Here is a 22,026-nt window from a genome sequence, read left to right as displayed (position 1 = left end):
CACCTCGTCCTCCTGCGCGTAGTAGAAGTTGGCGACGTCGAGCCGACCCTGGCTCTCGCGGAACGGGGTCTCGGGCAGCGTGCCCTTCCCGTAGGCCTCGAAGGGGCCGAGATAGTGCTTGAGGCCGGTGACGAGGGCGACGTGGCGCACCGATCCGGCCGGCCGCAGGCCATCGAGGAGGTTGCGCACCATGGCGGCGTTGACGCGGATGTTCTCGGCCTCGGTCGCTTGGCGGGCCCAGGTGGTGATGAACACGGCGTCCGGCGTCAGGTCGCGCAGGGCGTCCGCCGTTCCCGCCGCGTCCTGCAGGTCGGCGGCCACGGGCCGGACGCCCGGCTGCTCCACCGGCCGGCGCGCGAGACCGTGGACCGTCCAGCCGTTTGCGGTGAGAAGGTCCGCCGTCGCGCTGCCCACGATCCCGCTCGCCCCCACCACAAGTGCCGATTTCGACATATCAATCTCCTTCATGTGCAGTCTGGATCGCCGACACCCTTCTCAACGAAGGCGGCGTTCAGAGTTCGTTGCCTCAGATGGTGGCCCGTGTCTCGCGGAGCGTCTCGATGAGGGGAGCCGCGTTGGAGGGGTGGGCGGCGAGGCGACCGGCCTCGATGTCGAGGGCCATCTCCACGACGCGAGCGTTCAGCGGTGCAGGGCGGCCGAACCGCCGGAGGGTCTCGACGACGAAGCCGTTGACCTCCTGAATTTCGGCCTTCCGACCCTTGCGCCAATCCTGGAGCGAGGTCGTCAGCGTGTCGGCCTGCGAGAAGGTCTTGAGCACCTCCTCGAAGATCTGGTCGACATAGCGGTCTGGGTCGTTGGTCGTGACGGGGGGCATGCCGATGATCGGAACGATCGTGGCCCCATCGGCGAGCGCCGCGTGCATCGCCTCGTAGCCCGCGACACGCATGACGTCGAGCATGCCGGGCGCACGGGCGGCATCGGCAAGCGGAAGGTCGACGATGGCCGAGGGGATGAGTTCGGCAGCGTTGACGACGAGCTTCATCCATTTGGCTGACCTGATGTCGTCCGTCACCTCGACGGTGCCGCTGTGACGCAAAAGGTCGGCGACCGCCTCGACCCGGTGCTGCACGGCGGGGTCGAGGGCTCCCATCGCGAACCAGGAGGTCTCGGGGTCGTTCTGGCGGTTGGTGACGCCCGGCGTGAACATGTTCGAGGCGATCTCGATCACCGCGCCGATCGTGCGTTCGCGGCCTACGACGGACGCGATGTCCTCATGCGTCATGCCGTTCTGCAGCCCGACGACGAAGCCGTCCTTTGCCAGAACGGGCTCGATCAACTGGCACGCCCATTTCGTGTCGTAGGCCTTCACGACGAGAAAGACGACGTCGAACGGTTCGCGGATTTCGGCGACCTGGCAGAGGTGGAGCGCCGGCACCCGGGCGTTGATCGTGCGCGAGGGCAGGTTCACCGTGATGCCGTTCTCGCGGATGGCGTTCACGTGATCCGGCCACTGCTCGATGAACGTCACGTCGAGCCCGGCGAGCGCGAAGTCGGCCCCGATCGAGGCCCCCTGCGCTCCGGTCCCGAGAAAGGCGATCCTTGGTCCGCGCTCCGAATTCCAGGCCATGTCGTTTCCTTTCACGCTGCGTCTGTTCAGGGGGTGCTGCCGCCCGCAAGGTTCATTGCGCGGGAACCGGGAGCCTGTCGGCGCCCACGGTCGGCTGTCTGAGGACCTCGGCAATGGCGGCGGAGGCATCGGAGAGCGCCGCGGCGTGGCTCTTTCCTCCGGACAGGGCGGCGTGGATCTCCCGGCCGAGCACCCGTTCGATCCGCGTGTAGCAGGGGATGTTCGGCCGCTGCCACGTCGTCAGAAGGTTGCGCTTCACCAGCCCGTCGACGAAGCGGACGATGGGCGAGCCCGCCGCGGCTTCCGGATCGGCGCTGGTCGAGAAGCGCGGCGCGACGGGAAAACCGTTGCGTACATGCGCCCGCATGGAATCCTCCGACGTCATCCAGGCGATCGCTTCCGCCGCGATCTCGACGCGCTCCTCCGGCAGATTGGCGGGGATGGCGAGGAGGAACCCGCCGATCGGCGACACGCGCCCGCCGCCCGGGCCGGAGGGCTGCGGCAGGTACTCGACCCGTCGCTTCACGGTGGACTGGACATCGTATTCCATGCGCGATGCCCGCATCGTCCAGCAATATGCCATGGCGGCGCTACCCGACAGGAACAGGGAGAGGTTCTGGTCCCAGGCAAGGCTCAGCGCATTGGGCGGCGAAATCTCGAGAAGACGCTGCATGAAGTCGAGCGTGGCGCGCCCGGCGTCCGTGTCGACCAGCGGCACGAGGGTGGAAAGGTCCATGCCCTCCGAGGTGTAGCCGCCCGACCCGTGGCGAAGCGAGATGGGCGGCGAGCCGCAGGCGCCGAGAAAGAACAGGAAGCTGGACGCGATCGGCATGCCCGGCGCGCCGTCCCAGACCGCTCCGTACATGCCTTGCTCGGGCTGGTGGAAGCGCCGGCCCGCGTCGATCACCTCGTCGAAGGTCTTGGGAAAGGCGATGTTGCGCTGCTCGAACAGGTCGCGGCGCGCGGAGAGGATGCCGATCGTGCAGTAGACCGGGATCCCGTAGGTGCGTTTGCGCCATTCCGCCGTGGATCGGATGACCGGATGAAAGTCCGCGACCTCCAGCACCTTCGAGGCGACCATGTCGTCGACCGGTCGCAGAAGTCCCTGTTCGGCCAATTCTCCAAGCCACGGGATGTTGACCGTGATCACGTCGTAGCTCGACACGGGCCGCTGGGCGTTGGCGAGGATTTCGGCATAGAGATCGGGAAGCCTGCGGAGGCTGAAGTCCCGGCTCGACGCGAGGTTGCTGCGCAGGTCGACCCACATGTTGCGCATCGACGAGAAGTAGTTGTCGTCGTTCAGAAGGAAGCGGATGTCGAGGGCCTCGCTGGCGCGGCGCTCGACGAGCTTGGAAGGGGGCATGGGGCGGGAGGCGAGGGGCGTGCCGCCGAAGTAATACTGCTCTTCGTCCTCGGACGAGCCGCGCAGGCCCACGGTGCGGGCGAGCAGCGCCTTGATCCCGCGGGCGTAGCCTCGGAACGACTCGCGCATCTCCGGGCCCGGATGGAGGACATGGCCCTTGCCGTCCTTGCCGCGCGGCACGCGCGCGATCATTCCTGCGTCGACCATCCGCGTGATGAGCCGCATGGACGTCGCGTAGGGGATGCCGGTCACCCCGGCGAGCGCGGACACCGTCACCGTCTGTCCCCGGATCTCGGACTTCATCAGGAACAGGGTGATGTTCCAGATCGGCTGGTCGTCGGTGAGCGCCATGCCCTTGCGGAACGGCTCGCGCGTCTGCTCCAGGAACTCGATGACGCGCAGGACCTCGTAATCGTTCATGTGCGGCGACCCCTCCCGACGTCGACGATGGCGCTCGGCTCGCTACGCTCTGGCCGATGCGGACCTTCTCACCGATCGCCCGCGGCGCGATCAAGGGGGACACCCGCTCCCTTGTCCGCCGGCAGCCCGGCCAGGCGCTCGCACAGTTCCACGAGGACGAAGAAGTCGTCTTGGGCATGCCCCGTCGCGAAGGCGGCCTCGTATTGCTGGCGGACCAAGGCGGCGAGCGTCATCGGTACATGGTCGGAACGGGCGGCACCGAGGATGAGGTCGAAATCCTTCATCATCTGCTCGACGGTGAAGGCCGGCTCGAAGTTGCGCGAGATGAGGAGGTCCTTCTTGTAGGCGATCAGCGGCGAGGCGACGGCGCTCTGACCAATGACCTCCAGCATCGTTTCGTCGCTCAAGCCCCCGCTTCGTCCGAGCGTCAGGGCTTCGCCGAGGAGCGCCGACGTCGCGCCGACGAGCGCGTTGAGCACCAGCTTGAGATAGCGGGCTTCCTCCTCCAGTCCGATATGGAACTGGCGCGTGGAAAAGGCCTCGAGAAGCGGAAGCACCTTCTGGAAGGCGGCTTTCGGTCCCGAGACCATGACCGAGAGCTGCCCGCTGACGGCGGTCGCCGTGCTGCCGGAGACCGGGGCCCTGAGATAGGAGACGTCCCGCTGCGCGAAGCTCTCGGCAAGCCGGCGGGAGATCGCCGGCGACACCGTGCTCATCTCGAGGAGGATCTGGCCGGGCCGCATGGATTGCACGAGGCCGTCCGGCCCGAAGGCGAGGCTCTCCAGCACGGCGTCGTTCGGAATCGTCAGAGCCACGACGTCGGCGGCGGCCGCGAGATCGGGGAGCGAGATGGCCATGTCGGCGCCTTCCGCGACCACGCTCGCCCGGTTCTGCGCGAGCGGCTCGTAGACGGTGACGGGCATCCCGCTTTTCAGAACCCGGCGGCTCATGGGCTTGCCCATCTTGCCGATGCCGATCCAGCCCACATGCAGCGTTTTGCTCGTCATCGCGCCTTCCTCCAAAGATGCGGGGCAAGTCCGCGCGGCTCCCCGCCCACTCGCCCATTCCCAATTGCTTGTCCCAGACCCAGGCCGCGTTGTTTAGAGAAACGATGTCCATTTTGGACAAATCAGTATTTGAGTCGACGATTTGCGCTGTCTAACTAGGAATGCGGGTCGAGAACGGCTTGCAGGGAGAGTTTGGACAAAAGTCATCAGTATTGATGCGGCGCAATATGTTGCGGCTGCACAGTCCGACTTGTGTCCTCATCGGAAGACTTGGCGACGCTCTGGGAGGAGTTGCAGAATGAAATCTCGATTGCTGAAGATTGCCCTGTGTGCCGCCACCATGTTTGGCGCCGTAGGGTCCGCCTTTGCCGGGCCCTACGAAGGCGCGCCGCGCACCTTCCTGTTCAATCCGGCGCAGGAGATCTGTTTCAAGGATACCTCGCAGTACAAGAAGGAGGGGCCCTACGTCATCGGTTTCTCCAACGCTGGCCTCGGCGACAGCTGGCGCGTCGTGATGCAGCACTCGGTGATAAAGGCGGCGGCCGAGCACAAGGACAAGATCAAGCAGCTCATCGTCACGGACGCGGGCCATGACGACGCCAAGCAGGTCGCCGATATCCAGGACCTGATCTCGCGCCAGGTCGACCTGCTTCTCGTCAGTGCCAACACCGAGCAGGCGCTCGATCCCGCGATCAGCCGGGCGATGCAGCGCGGCATCCCGGTGGTCATGGTTGACCGGCGCATCGCCTCCGACAACTTCATCTCGTTCGTGACGGCCTCCGACACAATGATGGGCCGCCTCTTCGCCCAGTGGATCGTCGAGAAGCTGAACGGCCAGGGCAACGTCATCATGCTGGCGGGCCAGGCAGGCTCCAGCCCGAACGAAATCCGCACCCGCGCGGCCATGCAGGTGTTCAACCAGCATCCCGGCATCAAGATCCTCGACACGGTCTATTCCGACTGGAGCCCGGTGAAGGGCAAGCAGGTCATGCAGGCCGCAATCTCCAAGTACGGCAGAGAGATCAACGCCGTCTGGTCGGCGCACGGCCTGCAGACGCCGGGCTCGATCGAGGCCTTCATCGAGGCGGGCTGGAAGGACGGCGAGATCCCGCCGCACACGACGTCCGACGTCAACGGCCCGCTGCAGCTCGCGCTCCAGCACAAGGTGCCGATGCTCGAGGTCGGCTATCCCCCGGCCATGGGAGGCGTTGGCATCGACGTCGCGCTGAAGGTGCTCGACGGTCAGACCGTGCCCTGCATCTACGAGATCAACTCGCAGATCGCGACCACTGACGGCGACGAGACCGCCTCAATCCGCCGCGACCTGCCGATCTCGGAGATGGTGGTTCCGAACGGTCCTGCCGACATGCTGGTCACCGGCGGCATGGGCCCGGACTACAACCCGACGACCTACAGCGTCGACTACCCCCGCTGAAGTCGAACGGCGGCCCGGCTCCGGCCGGGTCGCCCATCCCCCTAGTCTGTCGCGGGAGACCGGCCATGCTGATGCTGAAAGGTATCGCCAAGGGCTTTCCGGGCGTGCGCGCCCTCAACGACGTCGACTTCGAAGCGCGATCGGGCGAGATCCATGCGCTGGTCGGCGAGAACGGGGCCGGCAAGTCGACGCTGACGCGCGTGATCGCGGGCGTCCACCAGCCGGATGCCGGCACGATCACCTTCGACGGACAGCCGACCGTTTGGAAGGGTCCGGGCGACGCCAAGCGGCACGGTGTCCACGTGATCTACCAGGAATTCGTGCTCTTCCCGCATCTCAGCGTCGCGGAGAACATCTTCATCGGCCACGAGCGCCGCAACCGGCTCGGCCTCATCGACCATCGCCGCACCCGCGCCGACGCCAAGGCGCTCCTGGAGCGCTTCGGCATCGACATCGATCCGCGCAGCCGCGTCCGCGACCTGTCGGTCGCCGACCAGCAGATGGTCGAGATCGCCAAGGCGCTGATCCACGACGTCAAGCTCCTGATCCTCGACGAGCCGACCGCCGTGATCTCGGGCCGCGAGGTCGACGTCCTGTTCGAGCGCCTCCGGCGCCTGCGCGATGCCGGCGTTGCCATCGTCTACATCTCCCACCGATTGGAAGAGATCTTCGCCCTCTGCGACCGCGTGACCGTCCTGAAGGACGGCGGGTTCGTCGCCAGCCGGCCAATCGGCGATGTGACGCGGGACCAACTGATCGCGCTGATGGTCGGTCGCAACCTCGCCGAGCTCTTTCCAACGCGCCGCGGGCCTAAGACGCCGGGGGCGGTCGTGGTCGAGGCGCGCGACATCGACGTGCCCGGACGCGTGCGCGGCGCATCGATCGCGCTGCGGGCCGGCGAGATTACGGGGCTCGCCGGCATGGTCGGCGCCGGGCGGTCGGAACTGGCTCTCGCCCTGTTCGGCGCCTTGAAGAAGACCGGCGGCGAGGTTTTTGTGGACGGCAGGCCGGTCGACATCGGCTCGCCGCGCCGCGCGATCGAACTTGGGATCGGGCTCGTGACGGAGGACCGCAAGGGTCAGGGCCTTGCGATGCTCCTCGATGTTGCGGCCAACGTCTCCGCCTCGACCCTGCCGGAGTTCACCCGCTCTGGCCTTTTCGACCACCGCCGCGAGGCGACCGTGGCCGACGAGGCCATCGCCTCCTTCCGCATCGCCTGCCGCGGTCCCGGCACGCCGGTCGCGGTGATGTCGGGTGGCAACCAGCAGAAGGTGATCGTCGCCCGCTGGGCGCGCACCTCGACACGGCTCCTGATCCTCGACGAGCCGACGCGCGGCGTCGACGTGGGCGCCAAGACCGAGATCTACCGCATCATGCAGGAACTCGCCGACCGCGGCGTCGCGATCCTGATGATCTCGTCGGAACTGCCCGAGATCGTCGGCATGTCGGAGCGCGTCGTCGTGATGCGCGAGGGTGTCGTCACGGGCGAGCTCGGGCCTGGCGAGATCACCGAGGAAGCCGTGGTCGAACTCGCCACGCGCCGCATGGCCGGCTGAAGGAGGGAGAACGCATGTCCGCCATCCTGTCGCGCGCCCTGACCGGAAGCCGAACCGGCCTTCTCGTGGTCCTCGCGCTCCTCGTCGCCCTGTTTGCCGTCGGCGCCTTCGTCTCCGACCGCTTCGCCACAACGGGCAATATCCTCAACGTCTACGAGCAGTCGACGGGTCTTGCGCTCGTCAGCCTCGGCCAGACGCTGACGGTGCTGACCGGCGGCATCGACCTGTCGGTCGGCTCGGTCGTCAGCCTCCTGTCGATGCTGACCTCCGGCCTCATCGACGGGCGCGCCGAGATGGTCGTGCCGGTGCTGGCCGGCGTGCTCGCCCTCGGCACCCTGATCGGCGCCCTCAACGGCGGCCTGATCGTCGCGACCGGCGTCCATCCCCTGATCGTCACGCTCGGTACGGGGGCCATCGTGCAGGGCATCGCCCTTCTCTACGGTCTCGGACCGGTCGGCGGCGTGCCGCTGGAGTTCGACGTCTTCGCCTACGGCACCTTCGCCGGTGGCCTGTCGATCGGCGCGACAATCGCGCTCACGCTGTTCCTCCTCGTGTCGTTCTTCCTGAACAACACCCGCACGGGCCGACGCATTTACGCCGTGGGCGACGACGCGCACGCGGCCGACCTGATGGGCCTGCCGCGCCGTCGCATCCTTGTCGGCGTCTATGCGGCCTCGGGCTTCTTCGCCGCTCTCACAGCGATCTACCTCGTCAGCCGCTTCAGCGCCGGCCAGCCTTATACGGGGGCCAACTACACGCTCGCCTCGATCACGCCGGTCGTCGTCGGCGGCACCATGCTGACGGGCGGGCGCGGCGGCGTGATCGGCACGCTGCTCGGCGTCTACCTCGTCTCGCTTCTCAACAACATGCTGAACTTCCTCGACATCTCGAGCCATTACCAGCTCGTCGTCCAGGGACTCGTCATCATCCTGGCCGTCTCGGTCTACGTGGAAAAGCAGCGGGGGCTGGCATGAGTGAGGCAAGGACCACTATGGCCAAGCCGCTCGACGCGGCGCTCGCGCCCGCCCCCTTCCGGCAGCACCTCTCGCGCTATGGCATCCTGATCTTCCTCCTGGCCGTCCTCGCGGTCGGCGGGCTGGCGGCTCCGGGCTTCCTGTCGGGCGCCAACGTCTCCAACATGCTGCTGCAGTTCGCCCCGCTTGGCATCGTGGTGATCGGCCAGACCTTCGTGATCCTGGTGCGCGGCCTCGACCTGTCGGTCGCCTCGGTCATGGCGACGGCCGCCGTCACCGCCACCGCCTTCAACGGCGTCAACGCCGACGTGCCCTTCGTCTTCGCCACGGCGATCGCGATCGGGATGGCGGTCGGCCTCGTCAACGGCCTTCTCGTGACGCGTCGCCGCGTGTCGCCGTTCCTTGCGACGCTCGCCACGATGATCGTCCTCCAGGGCGCGCGCACGGCGTGGACGCAGGGCGCCCCGTCGGGGAACGTGCCGCCCCTCTTCCGCACGATCGGCGCCGGCACCTTCAACGGCATCCCCTACAACATCGTCTTCCTCGTCGCGGTGGCGATCCTCGCGGCCGTCGCGCTCCACCGCAGCGCCTTCGGCCGGCGCGTCTTCATCACCGGCGGCAATCCCGTCACCGCCCACCTCGTCGGCATCCGCTCCGACCTCGTCACCCTCCTCGCTTACGTCGTCAGCGGGGCCTGCGCGGCGCTTGCGGGGCTGGTGCTCGCCGGCTTCGTCGGGGTCGTCGACAACTTCGTCGGCCGCGGCTTCGAACTCGACTCGATCGTGGCGGCCGTGGTCGGCGGCATCGCGCTATCGGGCGGCAAGGGGACGGTCGCCGGAGCCCTGACGGGGGCCGCGATCCTCGTCGCGATCTCCAACCTCGTCGTGATGCTCGGCCTGCCCGTGCAGATGCAGATCATCCTGAAGGGCGTCGTGATCATCGTGGCCGCCAGCTTCTACGTGAAGCGCGGGCGCTGAGCGGAGCAACGGACATGACACACTCACTCGACGGCCGCATCGTCATCGTCACCGGCGCAGGCCGGGGCATCGGCGAGGCCATCGCCCGCGATCTCGCCGCCAAGGGCGCAAAGGTCGCGATAGCCGATCTCGACGGCGCACGCGCGGAGGCGGTCGCGGACGCCATCCGGAGCGACGGCGGTACGGCGGTCGGCATCGGCGTTGACGTCTCGCGGCGCGACAGCGTACGCGCCATGGTGGAGCGGACGGTCGCCGAGTTCGGTCGGCTCGACGTCCTCTTCAACAATGCCGGCATCAGCCAGACCTGCCCCTTCATGGAGGTGAGCGAGGCCGACTTCGACCGCATCATGGCCGTGAACGGGCGCGGCGTCCTGATCGGGACCCAGGAAGCCGCGCGGCAGATGATCCTCCAGGGCGGCGGCGGCAAGATCGTCAACACCGCCTCGATCGCGGGCAAGCAGGGCTACCCGCTCTTCGCCCATTACTGCGCCTCGAAATTCGCGGTCGTGGCGCTCACGCAGGCGGCCGCCCGCGCCCTCGCCGAGCACCGCATCACGGTCAACGCATTCGCGCCGGGCGTCGTGGCGACCGAACTCTGGAAGCAGCTCGACCGCGAGTTCATGGACCACGGCCTGACCGAGACGCCATCGCAAGCCATCAACGAGTTCTCGCAGTCCATCCTCATCGGCCGGCCGTCGACGCCCGCCGACATCGTGGGGACCACGGCGTTTCTCGCCTCGTCCGCCTCCGACACCATGACCGGCCAGACGGTGATGATCGACGGCGGCATGGTTCTCACCTGACCCCGGAACGGGTCCGGCTCTCCGCGAGCCAACAAGACACAGACGCAATCGAATGGGAGGACATCATGGCACGGCTCGAAGGAAAGGTGGCGATCGTCACCGGCGGCGGCACCGGCATCGGTGAGGCGACGTGCCACCGCTTTGCCGAAGAGGGCGCACGCGTCGCCGTGTTCGACGTGGTCGAGGATGCCGGGCGCGAGACGGTGGAGGCGATCCGCCGGACGGGCGCCGACGCCGAGTTCCATCGCTGCGACGTCTCGAAGGAGAGCGACGTCGAGAGCGCTCTCAGTGCCGTCGTCTCGCAGTGGGGCACGCTCGACGTGCTGGTCAACAATGCGGCCATCACCGGTGTCAACAAGCTGGCGCACGAGGTCGCGGTCGAGGACTGGGACCGCATCTTCGCCGTCAACGTGCGCGGCGTCTTCCTCTGCACCAAGCACGCCGTGCGGGCGATGATGGACAAGAAGCGCGGCTCCATCGTCAACTTCTCGTCGATCTACGGCCTCATCGGCAACGACGACCTGCCGCCCTACCACGCCACCAAGGGCGCGGTGCTCGCGATGACCAAGACGGACGCGATCTGCTACGGCCAGCACGGCATCCGCGTCAACGCGGTGCATCCCGGCTCGACCAAGACCCCGCTCTTCATGAAGGCCGGGGAGACCTATCCGGGCGGTCTCGACCACTACCTCGAGATGATGTCCGCCAAGCACGTGCTGCCGCTGGCCGAGCCCGTCGACATCGCGAACTGCGTGCTCTTCCTCGCGTCCGACGAATCCCGCTTCGTGACGGGCGCAAGCCTCGTCTGCGACGGCGGCTACACGGCGCAGTGAAGGGGAGCGTGTCATGAAAGCTGTCCGCTACCACGCCCAGCGCGACATCCGGCTGGAGGACGTCCCGGCCCCGTCCGAAGAGCTCGCGCCCGACCAGGTCCTCGTCGAGCCGCTGGTGTGCGGCATCTGCGGGACGGACCTCCATGAATACGTGGCGGGGCCGATCGTGACCCCGATCGAGCCGCACGTCTATTCGGGCGCGACGCTTCCGCAGATCATCGGCCACGAGTTCTCGGCCCGCGTCCTGAAGGTGGGAAGCGAGATCAGCCATGTCGCGCCCGGCGACAAGGTCTCCATCCAGCCGCTGATCTCGCCGCGGGACGACTATTACGGTCGTCGCGGCCTCTACCATCTCAGCGAGAAGATGGCCTGCGTCGGCCTGTCCTGGGCATGGGGCGGGCTCGGCGAACGGGCCGTCCTCAATGGCTACAACGTCTTCAAGGTCTCGGAAGGCCTGACCGACGTCCAGGCCGCCATGATCGAGCCGGCCGCCGTCGCGCTCTACGGCGTCGACCGCGGCCGGGTGGAGGCGGGGTCGAGCGTCCTCGTCTCGGGGATCGGCCCCATCGGCGCGCTGACGCTGCTCGCCGTCAAGGCGGCGGGCGCCTCGCCGATCTTCGTCTCCGAGCCGAACCCGAACCGGCGGGCGCTGGCAAAGGAACTGGTGCCCGAGGCCATCGTCTTCGATCCGCGCTCCGACGACGACATTCCCGCCGCGATCCGTGCCCGGACGGAGGACAAGGTCGGCGTCGACGTCGCGCTCGAATGCGTCGGCGCCGAAGCCTCGCTCAATCTCTGCGTCGACGCCGTTCGCCGCCAGGGCACCGTCGTCCAGGTCGGGCTGCACACCAGGCGCGCCTCCGTCGACGCGATGCTCTGGGCGCTGAAGGACATCACGGTCGAGGCGACGTGGTGCTATCCGACCGACATCTGGCCGCGCGTCGCCGCGATGATCGAGGGCGGCAGCTTCCCGGTCGAGAAGATCGTCACCGCCACGATCCGCCCGGACGAGGTCGTCGACAAGGGCTTCGAGGCGCTGCTCGACCCGACGGGTCGCAACATGAAGATCCTCGTGGAGATGGGAGGCTCGGCGTGAGCGCGGTGGACAGGCTCCGCCTCGACGGGCGCGTCGTGGTCGTCACCGGCGGGGCCGGCGGCATCGGCCGTGCGACCTGCCGCGCGCTCGCCTCGCTCGGGGCGACCGTCGTCGCGGCCGATCGCGACGAGGCGGTGCGATCCGTCGCTGAGGACCTCGCGAGGGAGGGCCTCAGCGCCGACTGGATCGCCTTCGACGTGACGGATTCCCGGTCCATCGATGCTGCGCGCGACGAAATCCTGTCGCGTCACGGACGGGTCGATCTCCTCTTCGCCAATGCCGGCATGGCTTACGAGCGGCCCGGCGCCGATCACTCGGACGAGGACTGGCAGCGCGTCATGCGCATCAACCTCGACGGCGTCTACTTCACCATCCGCGCCTTCGCCGCGAACATGCTGGAGCGTGGACGGGGCGCGATCGTCGCGACGTCCTCGATCGCCGGCGTCAAGGTGGTCCGGCCGGAACTGCATGTCGGCTACGACGTGTCGAAGGCCGGCGTCGCGCACATGTGCCGCGTTCTCGGCGTCGAATGGGCGAAACGGGGCGTTCGCGTGAACGCCGTCGGTCCCGGCTACACCGATACGGTCATGCTGGCGGAGGTCGGCATCAAGCAGCCCGAGATCATGGCCCGCTGGATGGACGACCAGCCGATCGGACGCCTCGTCTCGCCGGACGAGATCGCCAGCGCCGTCGCCTTCCTGCTCTCGGACGCGGCGAGCGGCATCACCGCGCAACTTCTCATGGTCGACGGCGGCTACTCGGCCGCCTGATCTCCCCAGTCGCAAACGGACCCCTGCCATGCATTTCATCGTCCATTGCCTCGACCGGCCGAACGCCGTCCAGGACCGCCTCGCGCACTACGACGCGCATAAGGCCTATCTCGCGTCCGCCTCCGTCAAGAGCGTCATTTCGGGGCCGCTGGTGGCCGACGACAACGAGACCATGATCGGCTCGCTCTTCCTCCTCGAAGCCGACAGCAAGGACGAGGTCCTCGCCTTCAACGCCGCCGATCCGTTCAACCGGGCCGGCATCTGGGAAAAGGTGGAAATCCACCCGTTCCTGAAGCGCGTCGACAACCGCTAGGAGCCGCCACGATGGAACCCGTCAAGACAGCGATCGTGGGCCTTGGATGGTGGGGCCGCAAGATGACCCATCTGATGTCGGGCGGCGATGCCGGGCTGGAGCTCGTGCGCGCGGTCGACCCCGCGCCGGAGGCGGCGGAGTTCGCCGCACAATACGGCATGGCTTTTTCGGCCGATCTCGAGACCGCGCTCGACGACCCCGCGGTCGAAGCCGTGATCCTCGCGACCCCGCACGCCCTGCACGAGGCGCAGATCGAGGCCTGCGTGGCGGCCGGCAAGCACGTCTTCTGCGAGAAGCCGCTGGCGCTCACCAAGTCGGGCGCGGAAAAGGCCGTGCGGCTCTGCCACGACGCCGGCCTCGTACTCGGCATGGGTCATGAGCGCCGCTTCGAGCCGCCGATCGTCGAGATCCTGGATCTCGCGCGCGAGGACGGTCTCGGTCGCATCCTGCAGATCGAAGCCAATTTCAGCCACGACAAGTTCCTGTCCCTGCCGGCCGAGAACTGGCGGCTGAAGGCGGACCAGGCGCCGGCCGGCGGCATGACGGCGACCGGCATCCACCTGACGGATCTCGCCGTGAAGCTGATGGGCCCGGCGTCCGATGTCCGCGTGTCCTGCGAGAACCTTGCGTCCAGCATCCCGCAGGGCGACACGATGAGCGCTCACGTGCGCTTCCAGGGTGGGGGCTCGGCCTACGTCTCGGCGACGCTCGCCACGCCCTTCGTCTCGCGCTTTGCCGTGTTCGGCACGAAGGGCTGGATCGAGGTGCGCGACAAGACCCATGTCGAGGCGCCGAGCGGCTGGATCGTCACGCGCGCCTCGACGGGGACGCCGATCACGGTGGCCGAGGTCGGCGCCGCCGAGCCGGTGCGCGACAACCTGCGTGCCTTTGCCCGCGCGGTCCGGGGCGAGGCGCCCTATCCGATCACCGGCGAGGAGATGATCGCCAATATCGCGCTTCTGGAAGCCATCGTCCGCTCGGCGGAACATGGCGCCGTCGAAGCCGTCCACTAGCCGCGTCCCGGGAGAGACACGACATGAAAGCCCTGATCTTCGAAGCCCCCGAGAAGCCCGTCGTCGCCGACGTCGAGATGCCGCGGATCGCACCGACAGAGGTCCTGGTGAGGACGCGCGCCGTCGGCATCTGCCACTCCGACTACGAGCTCCTCGCCGGCCGCTACATCATCCCGATCTTCTATCCGGTGACGCCCGGCCACGAATGGGCGGGCGAGATCGTCGAGGTCGGCCGCGACGTGAAGGGCTTTGCGGTCGGCGACCGGGTGGTGGGCGAATGCGTGGTGCGCACGCCCGAACGGCTCCACCACTTCGGCTTCTCGCTCAGCGGCGCCGACCGCGAATACTTCAACGTCAACCCGGAATGGCTGCACAAGCTGCCCGACGCCGTCGACGACAAGAAGGCCTCGCTGATCGAACCGTTCACCTGCGGCTTCTACGCGGTCCAGCGTTCGGGCGGCACCAATGCCAGCGAGACGGTCGTGGTCTCGGGCGGCGGCACGATCGGCCTCGTCTCGGCGGCGGCGGCGATCGGCATGGGCGCACGGGTCATCGTGGTCGACCCGATCGCCAAGCGCCGCGAGGTGGCGCTCGCGCTCGGCGCCGATCAGGCCCTCGACCCGTCGGACGGCGGCGCGGTCGAGCGCGTGATGCAGCTGACCGGCGGCCGAGGTGCCGATCTCGTCATCGAGGCGGCCGGCCACGACGCATCGCTCGCCGCGACCTTCGAGTTCGCGCGCGAGGAAGGCCGCGTCTCGATGGTCGGCATCAACATCGGGCGCAAGGTATCGGTCAATCTCGGCCTGATCCAGATGAAGAACCTCGAGGTGAAGGGCTGCATCGGCTCGCCCGGCGTCTGGCCGGCCGCGATCCGCTTCCTGGAGCGCACGGGGCTCGACCTGTCGCCGATCCAGACCCACGAGTTCGCGCTGACGCAGGCCGTCGAGGCCTTCCGTCTCGGCGCCGACCCGCAGGCCTGCATCAAGGTCACGCTGCTCGCGGCCTGACCGTCTTCCACGAAGCTCGATGACGAAACGGGAGCCGCCCGGCCCGGCCGGCGGTCCCGTCGAAGGAGACGCGATGACCGACGCAACCGATCCGACCGCTGGCGACGGCTACTTCACGGAGGAGAACTCCGCCGAAGTCGTCATCGCGCGCAACCGGGATTGCCGGGACGAGCGGCTGAAGACCGTGATGGACAGCGCGGTGCGCCACCTCCATGCCTTCGTGAAGGAGGTCGAGCCGTCGAACGCCGAATGGATGCGGGTGATCGAGTTCCTCACCGCGACCGGCCACATCACGAGCGACTGGCGACAGGAATGGATCCTCCTGTCCGACATCCTCGGCGTCTCGATGCTGATCGATGCGATCGACAACCGCAAGCCGCGGGGCGCCACCGAGACGACGGTGCTCGGTCCGTTCCATGTCTCCAACGCCCCGCACTACGAGAACGGCCAGGACATCTGCCTCGACGGCAAGGGCGAGAAGCTGCTGGTGACCGGGCGGGTCGTCGACACGGACGGGCGTCCGATCGCGGGCGCGACGCTCGACGTCTGGCAGGCCAACGACGAGGGCTTCTACGACGTGCAGCAGCAGGGCGTGCAGCCGGACTTCAACCTGCGCGGGATCTTCACCTCGGGCCCCGACGGCGCGTTCTGGTTCCGCTCGGTCAAGCCGCGCTTCTACCCGATCCCGGCCGACGGCCCGGTCGGCCAGTTGCTGGGAGCGCTCGGCCGCCACCCCTACCGTCCGGCCCATATCCATTTCATCGTGGCCGCGCCGGGCTTCGAGGAGGTGACGACGCACCTCTTCACGCCGGACTGCCCGTATCTTCACACCGACGCCGTGTTCGGCGTGAAGGCCGACCTCATCGCCGACTTCCAGACGATCGACGACGCGGCAAGGGCAGCCGAACTCGGCTTCCCCAACCCGTTCACGGCGGTGGACTGGACCTTCGTGCTGGCCCGGTCCGAGGAAACGCCGGACGATGCCGGCCAGGGCGACCGCAATGCGTGATTTCGTCTACAACGCCCATCCCGCCCGCGTGATCTTCGGCTCCGGCACGCTCACGCGGCTGCCCGAAGAAATCGAGCGCCTCGGCCTGTCGCGCGTGCTCGTGGTCGCGACGCCCGAGCAGGACGCCGATGCGCGCCGCATCAAGGATCGCATCGGGGAGCGGGCAGCCGGCATCTTCGCCGGCGCCCGGATGCACACCCCGACCGACGTCACCGCCAAAGCCATGGAGGTCGTCACGGCCGAGCGCATCGACGGGCTGGTGGCGGTGGGCGGAGGGTCGACCACCGGGCTCGCCAAGGCGATCGCGCTGCGCACCGACCTGCCGCAGATCGTGGCTCCCACGACCTATGCCGGTTCCGAAATGACACCCATCCTCGGCGAGACCGAGAACGGACGTAAGGTCACGAAGTCCGATCCCCGCATCCTGCCCGAGGTCGTCATCTACGACGTCGACCTCACCCTGACGCTTCCCGTCGCCATGTCGGTGACGAGCGGCATGAATGCGATCGCCCATGCGGTGGAAGCCCTCTATGCCCGCGAGGCGAACCCCATTGTCTCGATGATGGCCGAGCGCGCTATCGCGGCCATCGCAGCAGCCCTGCCGATCATTCACGATCGGCCGGACGACCGGGACGCGCGCTCGGAAGCACTCTTCGGTGCCTGGCTTTGCGGGGTCTGCCTCGGCAGCGTCGGCATGGCTCTGCACCACAAGATCTGCCACACGCTGGGCGGCACCTACAATCTTCCCCACGCCGAAACGCACACGGCCGTTCTGCCCCATGCCCTGGCCTACAACGCCGACGCCGCGCCGGAAACGATGCAGGCGCTGCGCCGCGCGCTGTCGACCGAGGATCCGGCCGGAACGCTGTTCGACCTGTCACGGACACTCGGCGCGACGATGGCGCTGGAGCGCCTCGGGCTGCCTGAGCGGGCCGTGGACGAAGTGCCCGATCTCATCCTCGCCAACCCGTACTGGAACCCCGCGGCGCTCGACCGGTATGCCCTGAGGAGGCTGGTGGCGAACGCCTTTTCCGGGCATCGCCCGTCCGCCGGGTGAAAGGTGCGATGCCGAACCTCAAGATCTTTGTCGACGAGACGATCTTTCCGGACTGCCGGACCGCCTTGGCCAGGGAGCTTGAATCCATTCGGTCCATGCTATGCCGGGAGCTCGGCGTTGAGGTCGCCGCGTGCCAGTTTGCCGTCCTTCCCGTCATGGCGCTGCCCGACCAGCCCGGCGTGAACGTCGAGATGCAGATCATGCCGAAACCCGATCGCACCCGCGAACGGCTCGTCGGGCTCGCCGAGACGCTGCGCGACGCGGTCGGATATGCGACACACGCGCCCGTCGCCGTGCGGATCAGCACTCTCGATCCCAGCGGCTACGTCGCCCTCAAGTAACAGACCGAACCCCAAGGGTCGGTTCGTCGCCCGAAGCCCGCGCTGCCTCACGCGCCAACGTGCGGCTGCAGCACGCCGCGGACGCCGGGGTCGCAGGTTGAGGATGGTCTGTGTGGCGACGTCACAGGCTCAAGTGTCGTCGGTCCATGTGTTCGTAAAGGGAAGGGGCTGGTCGTTCGGCGCAAAGCAGGGGCGTCGGAGCAGATGATGTCGGGATCGACGTCATGGACCGAGACGTCCGGGTCGAGCCGGCAGAGCGCCAACGGGGCGCCTCCTTCATCGTGTCCATGGAACCGGCGAAGAGGCGGACGTGCCGGTCGACCCTGCCACGGTCGATCCGGTCGGTAAGGCAGTGGCCGGTTTCGGCTTGGTCGATCGTCACATCCTAGACGGCGGAGTAGAAGATCCCCAGCTCCCTTCGGCAGGCGGAGAAGTCAGCCGAGGCCGTGTACTCTATGGCAGCGAACGACCGTTTCCATTTTCGCCCGTACTGGACGGCATCCTCGTCCGCCTTGATCGGCATGATCGAGGTCCACCGGCTGGAGATCAGCGCAAATCTCCATCTCCTGCAGAGGTCCGGGAATTTCCCGCCTCGAACGATCGCGACCGGAAACTCTTCGTCGCGCTTGGGGTCTCCAGTGCCGACCGAGGCAGCCAGGCGCTGAGCGCCGACATCGAAGTTGCCCCAGCCGGGAGCCGACCAGGCGCAACCTTCAGGCCATTTTTGCGAGCGGAATGGGCTTCGACACTCTGACTCGAATTGTCTTGCGGCCTGATCGAGAGGGGGCCAACGGGAGCCGGTTCACCGGAGGGGATGACAGGCGCCAGCGTTGCTCCTTCTTGCGCGGCTGTCCGGTCGCGAGACTGGCAGCCTCCTCAGGCGCATCGGCGAGGCGTTCACCAAGGACCGGCGACGTGGATCCGGACCCGATCAGCCGCGCCGGATATCGGCCGCCACGTTGCGCAATTCCTGGAGGAGGATCGCGGCGGCGGGCGATGGCGTGTCGCCGGCGCGCATCGTGATGCCGACGGGTCCCTGCGTGCGCGAGGTGTCCACGGTGAGCCGATCGAGGACGCCGCGCTGGAGGTCTTCGAGGACGACGCCCTCGGAGATCAGCCAGATCGCGTCGGTCGCGAGGATGTAGGCGCGCGAGAAGGCGAGCGATACGGTCTCGACCACGCGGGGCGGCGCCGGAAGGTTGGCGGCGGCGAACAGCCGGTCGACGGTCGGGCGGATCACCGAGCCCGGCGGCGGCAGGAGCACATCGAAGGGCAGCACCGTCTCGGGGCGCAGCGTGCGGCCCGCGAGCGGATGCCCGGCACGCACGGCGAAGACGATCAGTTCCGAATAGAGATGCTCGAAGACGAGGCCGGTCATCGTCTCCGGCTCGCCCATGCGCCCGATGACGATGTCGAGCGCGCCCTCGCGCAGCTGCGCCGTGAGATAGGCCGTCGGGCCGGTGACGATGCGCGGTCTGGCGCCGAGATCGTGGGCGAGATAGCGGCGGATCGCCGCCGGCAGGAGCCGGGCGGAGACGGTGGGAAGCGCCCCGATGCGAACGGGCAGTGCGCTCGGCGAGGTCGCGTCGCCCACCGCCTCCAGCCCCCGGCGCAGGGCCGAGAGACTGGCCTCGGCATGGCGCAGGAACATTTCGCCGTAGGGTGAGAGCAGGGGCTTGCCCCGCTCGCGCGCGAGCAGCGGGGCGCCGAGGATCGCCTCGAGTTCCTTGATCGCCTTCGAGACGGCCGGCTGCGTGATCGCCAGCTCGTCCGCCGCACGCCCGACGCTGCCCTGCCGCGCCACGGCGACGAAGGTGCGTAGATGGCGCAGGCGCAGGGCGGACGACAGCATCGGCATAACCTCCCAGTTATCATCGAGGCACCAATCCTCATTTCACATGACGGTTCAAGTGGCCTAAACCCAAGGACGGGAGGACGGCCGCATGGCATTCGTGACCGCGAACGGCATCGAGATGCATTACCGCGTCGAAGGACGGACGGGCGCGCAGCGCCTCGTCTTCCTCAATTCGCTGGGTTCGGACCTCCGGATCTGGGTCGAGGTCGTCGAGAAATTGCGCGACCGCTTCGAGATCCTTCTGGTCGACAAGCGCGGCCACGGTTTGAGCGAGGCGACGCCCGCGCCCTACTCGATCCCGCTTCTCGCCGACGACCTGACGGCGCTTCTGGATGCGCTCGGCTGGGCGAGGGTTTCGATCGTCGGGCTGTCGATCGGCGGCCTCATCGCCCAGCATGTCGCGATCCATGCGCCGAAGCGTGTCGAAAGCCTCGTCCTGATGGACACGGCCGCCCGGATCGGCGACGCGCCGGCGTGGAACGAGCGCATTGCCACGGTGACGGACGCCGGCGTCGCAGCCATCGGCGAGGCCGTCGCCGCCCGCTGGTTCTCCGACGGGTTCGCCGCCGCGCATCCCGCCCGCTTCGCCGCGTGGCGCGCCATGCTGGAGGGGACGCCGCGCGAGGGCTATGCGGGTGCCTGCGCGGCCGTACGCGATGCGGACTATCGCGCCGACGCGGCGCGCATTGCGGCGCCTGTCCTTGCGATCGCCGGCGATGCCGACAAGGCAACCCCGCCCGATCTCGTGAAGGCGACCGCCGACCTCATTCCCGGTGCGCGCTTCGCGCTCGTTGCCGGCGCGGGTCATCTGCCGTGCCTCGAGAGGCCGGCGGAGGTCGCCGAGCTGATCACGGGCCATCTCTTGCAAAGCGGTGAGACCACCAGCCTGTTCGACGCCGGCATGGCGGTGCGCCTGGAGGTGCTCGGCAGCGCCCATGTCGAACGCGCAACGCAAGCGATCACGCCCTTCGACGCGCCGTTCCAGCGCTTCATCACGGAAGGGGCCTGGGGTTCGGTCTGGTCGCGCCCGCATTTCACGCGGCGCGAGCGCTCGATCGTCACCATCGCGCTTTTGGCCGCGCTCGGCCAGGACGGGGAACTCGGCCTCCACATGCGCGCCACCGCCAACACCGGCGCGTCCGCGGAAGATATTGCTGAGGCACTGATGCACGTCGCGGTCTACGCCGGGGTCCCGGCGGCCAACCACGCCATCAAGATCGCCAAGACGATCCTGGCCGAGCGGGAGGACACGGTTCGATGAGCGGTTCCTATTTCCAGCGCGACCGCGGCCGGCACCCGCAGGCCCTCACGCCGTCCTACAAGACTTCGATCCTCCGCTCGCCCCGGCAGGCGCTCCTGTCGCTGCCGACCAGCCATTCGGAGGAGACCGGGCCGGTGTTCGGCCACGACATCCTGGGTCCGCTCGACAACGACCTGATCCGCAACTTCGCCAAGGACGGCGCCGAGGCGATCGGTCAGCGGATCGTCGTCTACGGTCGGGTGCTGGACGAGGCCGGGCGCCCCGTGCGCGGCGCCCTCCTCGAGTTCTGGCAGGCCAATGCCGGCGGACGATACCGCCACAAGCGGGAAAGCTATCTTGCCGCGCTCGACCCGAACTTCGGCGGATGCGGGCGCGCGATCACCGACGACGAGGGCCGCTACTCGTTTCGAACGGTGAAGCCGGGCGCCTATCCCTGGCCGAACGGCGTCAACGACTGGCGTCCCGCCCACATCCACTTCTCGGTCTTCGGCCACGCCTTCGCGCAGCGACTGATCACCCAGATGTATTTCGAAGGGGATCCGATGATCTGGCAGTGCCCGATCGTGCGAACCATCCCGGACCCGGCCGCCGTCGAGCAACTCGTCGCCGCTCTCGACCGCCAGGCCACGATCCCGATGGACAGCCTCGCCTACAAGTTCGACATCGTCCTGCGCGGACGCCGCTCGACGATGTTCGAGAACCGCATGGAGGGCAACTGATGGTTCAGCGGCTCGACTACCTGAAGGAAAGCCCGTCGCAGACCGCCGGTCCCTATGTCCATATCGGCACCAATCCGAACTGGGTGGAGATATCAGGCGTCTGGCAGGACGACCTCGGGCTCGTGCTGGTCGGCCCCGAGACGAAGGGCGAGCGGGTGATCCTGGAAGGCCGCGTCCTCGACGGAGCGGGCAATCCCGTGCGCGATGCGCTGATCGAGATCTGGCAGGCGGACGCCGACGGGCTCCACAACGCGCCGGCCGAGACGCGCGGCGTGGCGGATCCCGCCTTTGCCGGCTGGGGCCGTCAGCCCGTGTCGGAGGCGGACGGCACGTTCCGCTTCGAGACGATCCGCCCGGGGCGGGTGCCCTGGCCGGACGGTCGGCTCCAGGCGCCGCACGTCACGGTCTGGATCGTGGCGCGCGGCATCAACCTCGGCCTGCACACGCGGCTCTACTTCGGAGACGAGCAGCAAGCCAACGCGGCCGACCCCCTCCTCAACCGCATTCCCGAGCCCGCGCGGCGCGCGACGCTGGTCGCGCCCCGGACGAGCCGCGACGGGCTTCCCGTCTTCACCTTCGACATCCGCCTTCAGGGCGAGGCCGAAACCGTCTTTCTGGATATGTGACGC

22 protein-coding genes are annotated in these 22,026 nt (G+C 68.0%); 17 read left to right on the top strand and 5 right to left on the bottom strand.

Annotated elements, in window-relative coordinates:
* The 4 genes from BM175_RS16185 to BM175_RS16170 all read right to left on the bottom strand — a co-directional run.
* Nucleotides 1-453, bottom strand: a 453-nt coding sequence (locus BM175_RS16185) for an NAD-dependent epimerase/dehydratase family protein (protein WP_139224669.1), incomplete at its 3' end; no start/stop codon positions are given.
* A gap of 73 nt (nucleotides 454-526) precedes the next feature.
* Entirely contained in the window at nucleotides 527-1,588 is a 1,062-nt protein-coding gene (locus BM175_RS16180) for a ketopantoate reductase family protein (protein ID WP_090964811.1), read from the bottom strand.
* 52 nt (nucleotides 1,589-1,640) lie between these two features.
* On the bottom strand, nucleotides 1,641-3,371 hold the full coding sequence (locus tag BM175_RS16175; RefSeq protein WP_090964809.1) for an extracellular solute-binding protein: 1,731 nt from the start codon (nucleotides 3,369-3,371) through the stop codon (nucleotides 1,641-1,643).
* 68 nt (nucleotides 3,372-3,439) lie between these two features.
* Nucleotides 3,440-4,378 carry an NAD(P)-dependent oxidoreductase gene (locus tag BM175_RS16170; RefSeq protein WP_090964807.1) on the bottom strand — a complete coding sequence of 313 codons (939 nt, stop codon included), beginning with the start codon at nucleotides 4,376-4,378 and terminating at the stop codon, nucleotides 3,440-3,442.
* A gap of 298 nt (nucleotides 4,379-4,676) precedes the next feature.
* On the opposite strand from BM175_RS16170, the gene BM175_RS16165 reads away from it, so the two are divergent.
* The 14 genes from BM175_RS16165 to BM175_RS16100 all read left to right on the top strand — a co-directional run bounded on the left by BM175_RS16165 (nucleotide 4,677) and on the right by BM175_RS16100 (nucleotide 17,562).
* Nucleotides 4,677-5,813 (top strand): ABC transporter substrate-binding protein, encoded by a 1,137-nt coding sequence (locus BM175_RS16165; RefSeq protein ID WP_090964805.1) that lies wholly within the window; start codon nucleotides 4,677-4,679, stop codon nucleotides 5,811-5,813.
* A gap of 65 nt (nucleotides 5,814-5,878) precedes the next feature.
* Complete coding sequence (locus BM175_RS16160; protein ID WP_090964803.1) at nucleotides 5,879-7,369, top strand: sugar ABC transporter ATP-binding protein; 1,491 nt, start codon at nucleotides 5,879-5,881, stop codon at nucleotides 7,367-7,369.
* A 14-nt stretch (nucleotides 7,370-7,383) separates the two neighbouring features.
* On the top strand, nucleotides 7,384-8,343 hold the full coding sequence (locus BM175_RS16155) for an ABC transporter permease (protein ID WP_090964802.1): 960 nt from the start codon (nucleotides 7,384-7,386) through the stop codon (nucleotides 8,341-8,343).
* A 17-nt stretch (nucleotides 8,344-8,360) separates the two neighbouring features.
* Nucleotides 8,361-9,320, top strand: coding sequence for an ABC transporter permease (locus tag BM175_RS16150; protein WP_090964800.1), 960 nt, complete (start codon nucleotides 8,361-8,363; stop codon nucleotides 9,318-9,320).
* 14 nt (nucleotides 9,321-9,334) lie between these two features.
* Complete coding sequence (locus BM175_RS16145) at nucleotides 9,335-10,123, top strand: SDR family NAD(P)-dependent oxidoreductase (protein ID WP_090964799.1); 789 nt, start codon at nucleotides 9,335-9,337, stop codon at nucleotides 10,121-10,123.
* Nucleotides 10,124-10,188: 65 nt separating this feature from the next.
* Complete coding sequence (locus tag BM175_RS16140; RefSeq protein WP_090964797.1) at nucleotides 10,189-10,956, top strand: SDR family NAD(P)-dependent oxidoreductase; 768 nt, start codon at nucleotides 10,189-10,191, stop codon at nucleotides 10,954-10,956.
* A 13-nt stretch (nucleotides 10,957-10,969) separates the two neighbouring features.
* Nucleotides 10,970-12,052: a 2,3-butanediol dehydrogenase gene (locus tag BM175_RS16135; protein WP_090964795.1), complete on the top strand. Its 1,083-nt coding sequence runs from the start codon at nucleotides 10,970-10,972 to the stop codon at nucleotides 12,050-12,052.
* On the top strand, nucleotides 12,049-12,822 hold the full coding sequence (locus tag BM175_RS16130; protein WP_090964793.1) for an SDR family NAD(P)-dependent oxidoreductase: 774 nt from the start codon (nucleotides 12,049-12,051) through the stop codon (nucleotides 12,820-12,822). Before BM175_RS16135 ends, BM175_RS16130 begins: the two co-directional genes overlap by 4 nt.
* Before the next feature lie 28 nt (nucleotides 12,823-12,850).
* Nucleotides 12,851-13,135, top strand: a complete 285-nt coding sequence (locus BM175_RS16125; protein WP_090964791.1) for a YciI family protein — start codon at nucleotides 12,851-12,853, stop codon at nucleotides 13,133-13,135.
* Nucleotides 13,136-13,146: 11 nt separating this feature from the next.
* The gene (locus tag BM175_RS16120) at nucleotides 13,147-14,148 is read left to right on the top strand and encodes a Gfo/Idh/MocA family protein (RefSeq protein ID WP_090964789.1); all 1,002 of its coding nucleotides are present in this window, start codon (nucleotides 13,147-13,149) and stop codon (nucleotides 14,146-14,148) included.
* Nucleotides 14,149-14,171: 23 nt separating this feature from the next.
* Nucleotides 14,172-15,155, top strand: coding sequence for a zinc-dependent alcohol dehydrogenase (locus BM175_RS16115; RefSeq protein ID WP_090964787.1), 984 nt, complete (start codon nucleotides 14,172-14,174; stop codon nucleotides 15,153-15,155).
* Between the two features lie 73 nt (nucleotides 15,156-15,228).
* Nucleotides 15,229-16,164, top strand: coding sequence for an intradiol ring-cleavage dioxygenase (locus BM175_RS16110; RefSeq protein WP_090964832.1), 936 nt, complete (start codon nucleotides 15,229-15,231; stop codon nucleotides 16,162-16,164).
* Complete coding sequence (locus tag BM175_RS16105; protein ID WP_090964785.1) at nucleotides 16,157-17,221, top strand: maleylacetate reductase; 1,065 nt, start codon at nucleotides 16,157-16,159, stop codon at nucleotides 17,219-17,221. Before BM175_RS16110 ends, BM175_RS16105 begins: the two co-directional genes overlap by 8 nt.
* An 8-nt stretch (nucleotides 17,222-17,229) precedes the next feature.
* Nucleotides 17,230-17,562, top strand: a complete 333-nt coding sequence (locus tag BM175_RS16100) for a hypothetical protein (RefSeq protein ID WP_090964783.1) — start codon at nucleotides 17,230-17,232, stop codon at nucleotides 17,560-17,562.
* Between the two features lie 931 nt (nucleotides 17,563-18,493).
* On the opposite strand, the gene pcaQ is transcribed toward BM175_RS16100, so the two are convergent.
* On the bottom strand, nucleotides 18,494-19,414 hold the full coding sequence (gene pcaQ / locus BM175_RS16095; protein ID WP_090964830.1) for a pca operon transcription factor PcaQ: 921 nt from the start codon (nucleotides 19,412-19,414) through the stop codon (nucleotides 18,494-18,496).
* A 91-nt stretch (nucleotides 19,415-19,505) separates the two neighbouring features.
* Here pcaQ and pcaDC point away from each other — a divergent pair, with 91 nt between their 5' ends.
* Genes pcaDC through pcaG form a run of 3 tightly spaced genes read left to right on the top strand, consistent with a single transcriptional unit; the run spans nucleotide 19,506 to nucleotide 22,023 of the window.
* Nucleotides 19,506-20,678: a bifunctional 3-oxoadipate enol-lactonase/4-carboxymuconolactone decarboxylase PcaDC gene (gene pcaDC / locus BM175_RS16090; protein WP_090964781.1), complete on the top strand. Its 1,173-nt coding sequence runs from the start codon at nucleotides 19,506-19,508 to the stop codon at nucleotides 20,676-20,678.
* Nucleotides 20,675-21,397 carry a protocatechuate 3,4-dioxygenase subunit beta gene (pcaH, locus tag BM175_RS16085; protein ID WP_090964779.1) on the top strand — a complete coding sequence of 241 codons (723 nt, stop codon included), beginning with the start codon at nucleotides 20,675-20,677 and terminating at the stop codon, nucleotides 21,395-21,397. Before pcaDC ends, pcaH begins: the two co-directional genes overlap by 4 nt.
* Nucleotides 21,397-22,023 (top strand): protocatechuate 3,4-dioxygenase subunit alpha, encoded by a 627-nt coding sequence (gene pcaG / locus BM175_RS16080; protein WP_090964777.1) that lies wholly within the window; start codon nucleotides 21,397-21,399, stop codon nucleotides 22,021-22,023. Before pcaH ends, pcaG begins: the two co-directional genes overlap by 1 nt.
* The last annotated feature ends 3 nt before the right edge of the window (nucleotides 22,024-22,026 follow it).

It is taken from the genome of Aureimonas phyllosphaerae (genome assembly GCF_900113065.1).
Taxonomy (GTDB): domain Bacteria; phylum Pseudomonadota; class Alphaproteobacteria; order Rhizobiales; family Rhizobiaceae; genus Aureimonas; species Aureimonas phyllosphaerae.
The sequence above is the reverse complement of the archived record's forward strand: the minus strand, read 5'-3'. Positions and strand labels throughout refer to the sequence as shown.

Excerpts from the sequence above, each read along its gene's own strand:
- BM175_RS16180 (WP_090964811.1), bottom strand. The coding sequence starts at position 1,588 with ATGGCCTGGAATTCGGAGCGCGGACCAAGGATCGCCTTTCTCGGGACC.
- BM175_RS16175 (WP_090964809.1), bottom strand. The coding sequence starts at position 3,371 with ATGAACGATTACGAGGTCCTGCGCGTCATCGAGTTCCTGGAGCAGACG.
- BM175_RS16170 (WP_090964807.1), bottom strand. The coding sequence starts at position 4,378 with ATGACGAGCAAAACGCTGCATGTGGGCTGGATCGGCATCGGCAAGATG.
- BM175_RS16165 (WP_090964805.1), top strand. The coding sequence starts at position 4,677 with ATGAAATCTCGATTGCTGAAGATTGCCCTGTGTGCCGCCACCATGTTT.
- BM175_RS16160 (WP_090964803.1), top strand. The coding sequence starts at position 5,879 with ATGCTGATGCTGAAAGGTATCGCCAAGGGCTTTCCGGGCGTGCGCGCC.
- BM175_RS16155 (WP_090964802.1), top strand. The coding sequence starts at position 7,384 with ATGTCCGCCATCCTGTCGCGCGCCCTGACCGGAAGCCGAACCGGCCTT.
- BM175_RS16150 (WP_090964800.1), top strand. The coding sequence starts at position 8,361 with ATGGCCAAGCCGCTCGACGCGGCGCTCGCGCCCGCCCCCTTCCGGCAG.
- BM175_RS16145 (WP_090964799.1), top strand. The coding sequence starts at position 9,335 with ATGACACACTCACTCGACGGCCGCATCGTCATCGTCACCGGCGCAGGC.
- BM175_RS16140 (WP_090964797.1), top strand. The coding sequence starts at position 10,189 with ATGGCACGGCTCGAAGGAAAGGTGGCGATCGTCACCGGCGGCGGCACC.
- BM175_RS16135 (WP_090964795.1), top strand. The coding sequence starts at position 10,970 with ATGAAAGCTGTCCGCTACCACGCCCAGCGCGACATCCGGCTGGAGGAC.
- BM175_RS16125 (WP_090964791.1), top strand. The coding sequence starts at position 12,851 with ATGCATTTCATCGTCCATTGCCTCGACCGGCCGAACGCCGTCCAGGAC.
- BM175_RS16120 (WP_090964789.1), top strand. The coding sequence starts at position 13,147 with ATGGAACCCGTCAAGACAGCGATCGTGGGCCTTGGATGGTGGGGCCGC.
- BM175_RS16115 (WP_090964787.1), top strand. The coding sequence starts at position 14,172 with ATGAAAGCCCTGATCTTCGAAGCCCCCGAGAAGCCCGTCGTCGCCGAC.
- BM175_RS16110 (WP_090964832.1), top strand. The coding sequence starts at position 15,229 with ATGACCGACGCAACCGATCCGACCGCTGGCGACGGCTACTTCACGGAG.
- BM175_RS16105 (WP_090964785.1), top strand. The coding sequence starts at position 16,157 with ATGCGTGATTTCGTCTACAACGCCCATCCCGCCCGCGTGATCTTCGGC.
- BM175_RS16100 (WP_090964783.1), top strand. The coding sequence starts at position 17,230 with ATGCCGAACCTCAAGATCTTTGTCGACGAGACGATCTTTCCGGACTGC.
- pcaQ (WP_090964830.1), bottom strand. The coding sequence starts at position 19,414 with ATGCTGTCGTCCGCCCTGCGCCTGCGCCATCTACGCACCTTCGTCGCC.
- pcaDC (WP_090964781.1), top strand. The coding sequence starts at position 19,506 with ATGGCATTCGTGACCGCGAACGGCATCGAGATGCATTACCGCGTCGAA.
- pcaH (WP_090964779.1), top strand. The coding sequence starts at position 20,675 with ATGAGCGGTTCCTATTTCCAGCGCGACCGCGGCCGGCACCCGCAGGCC.
- pcaG (WP_090964777.1), top strand. The coding sequence starts at position 21,397 with ATGGTTCAGCGGCTCGACTACCTGAAGGAAAGCCCGTCGCAGACCGCC.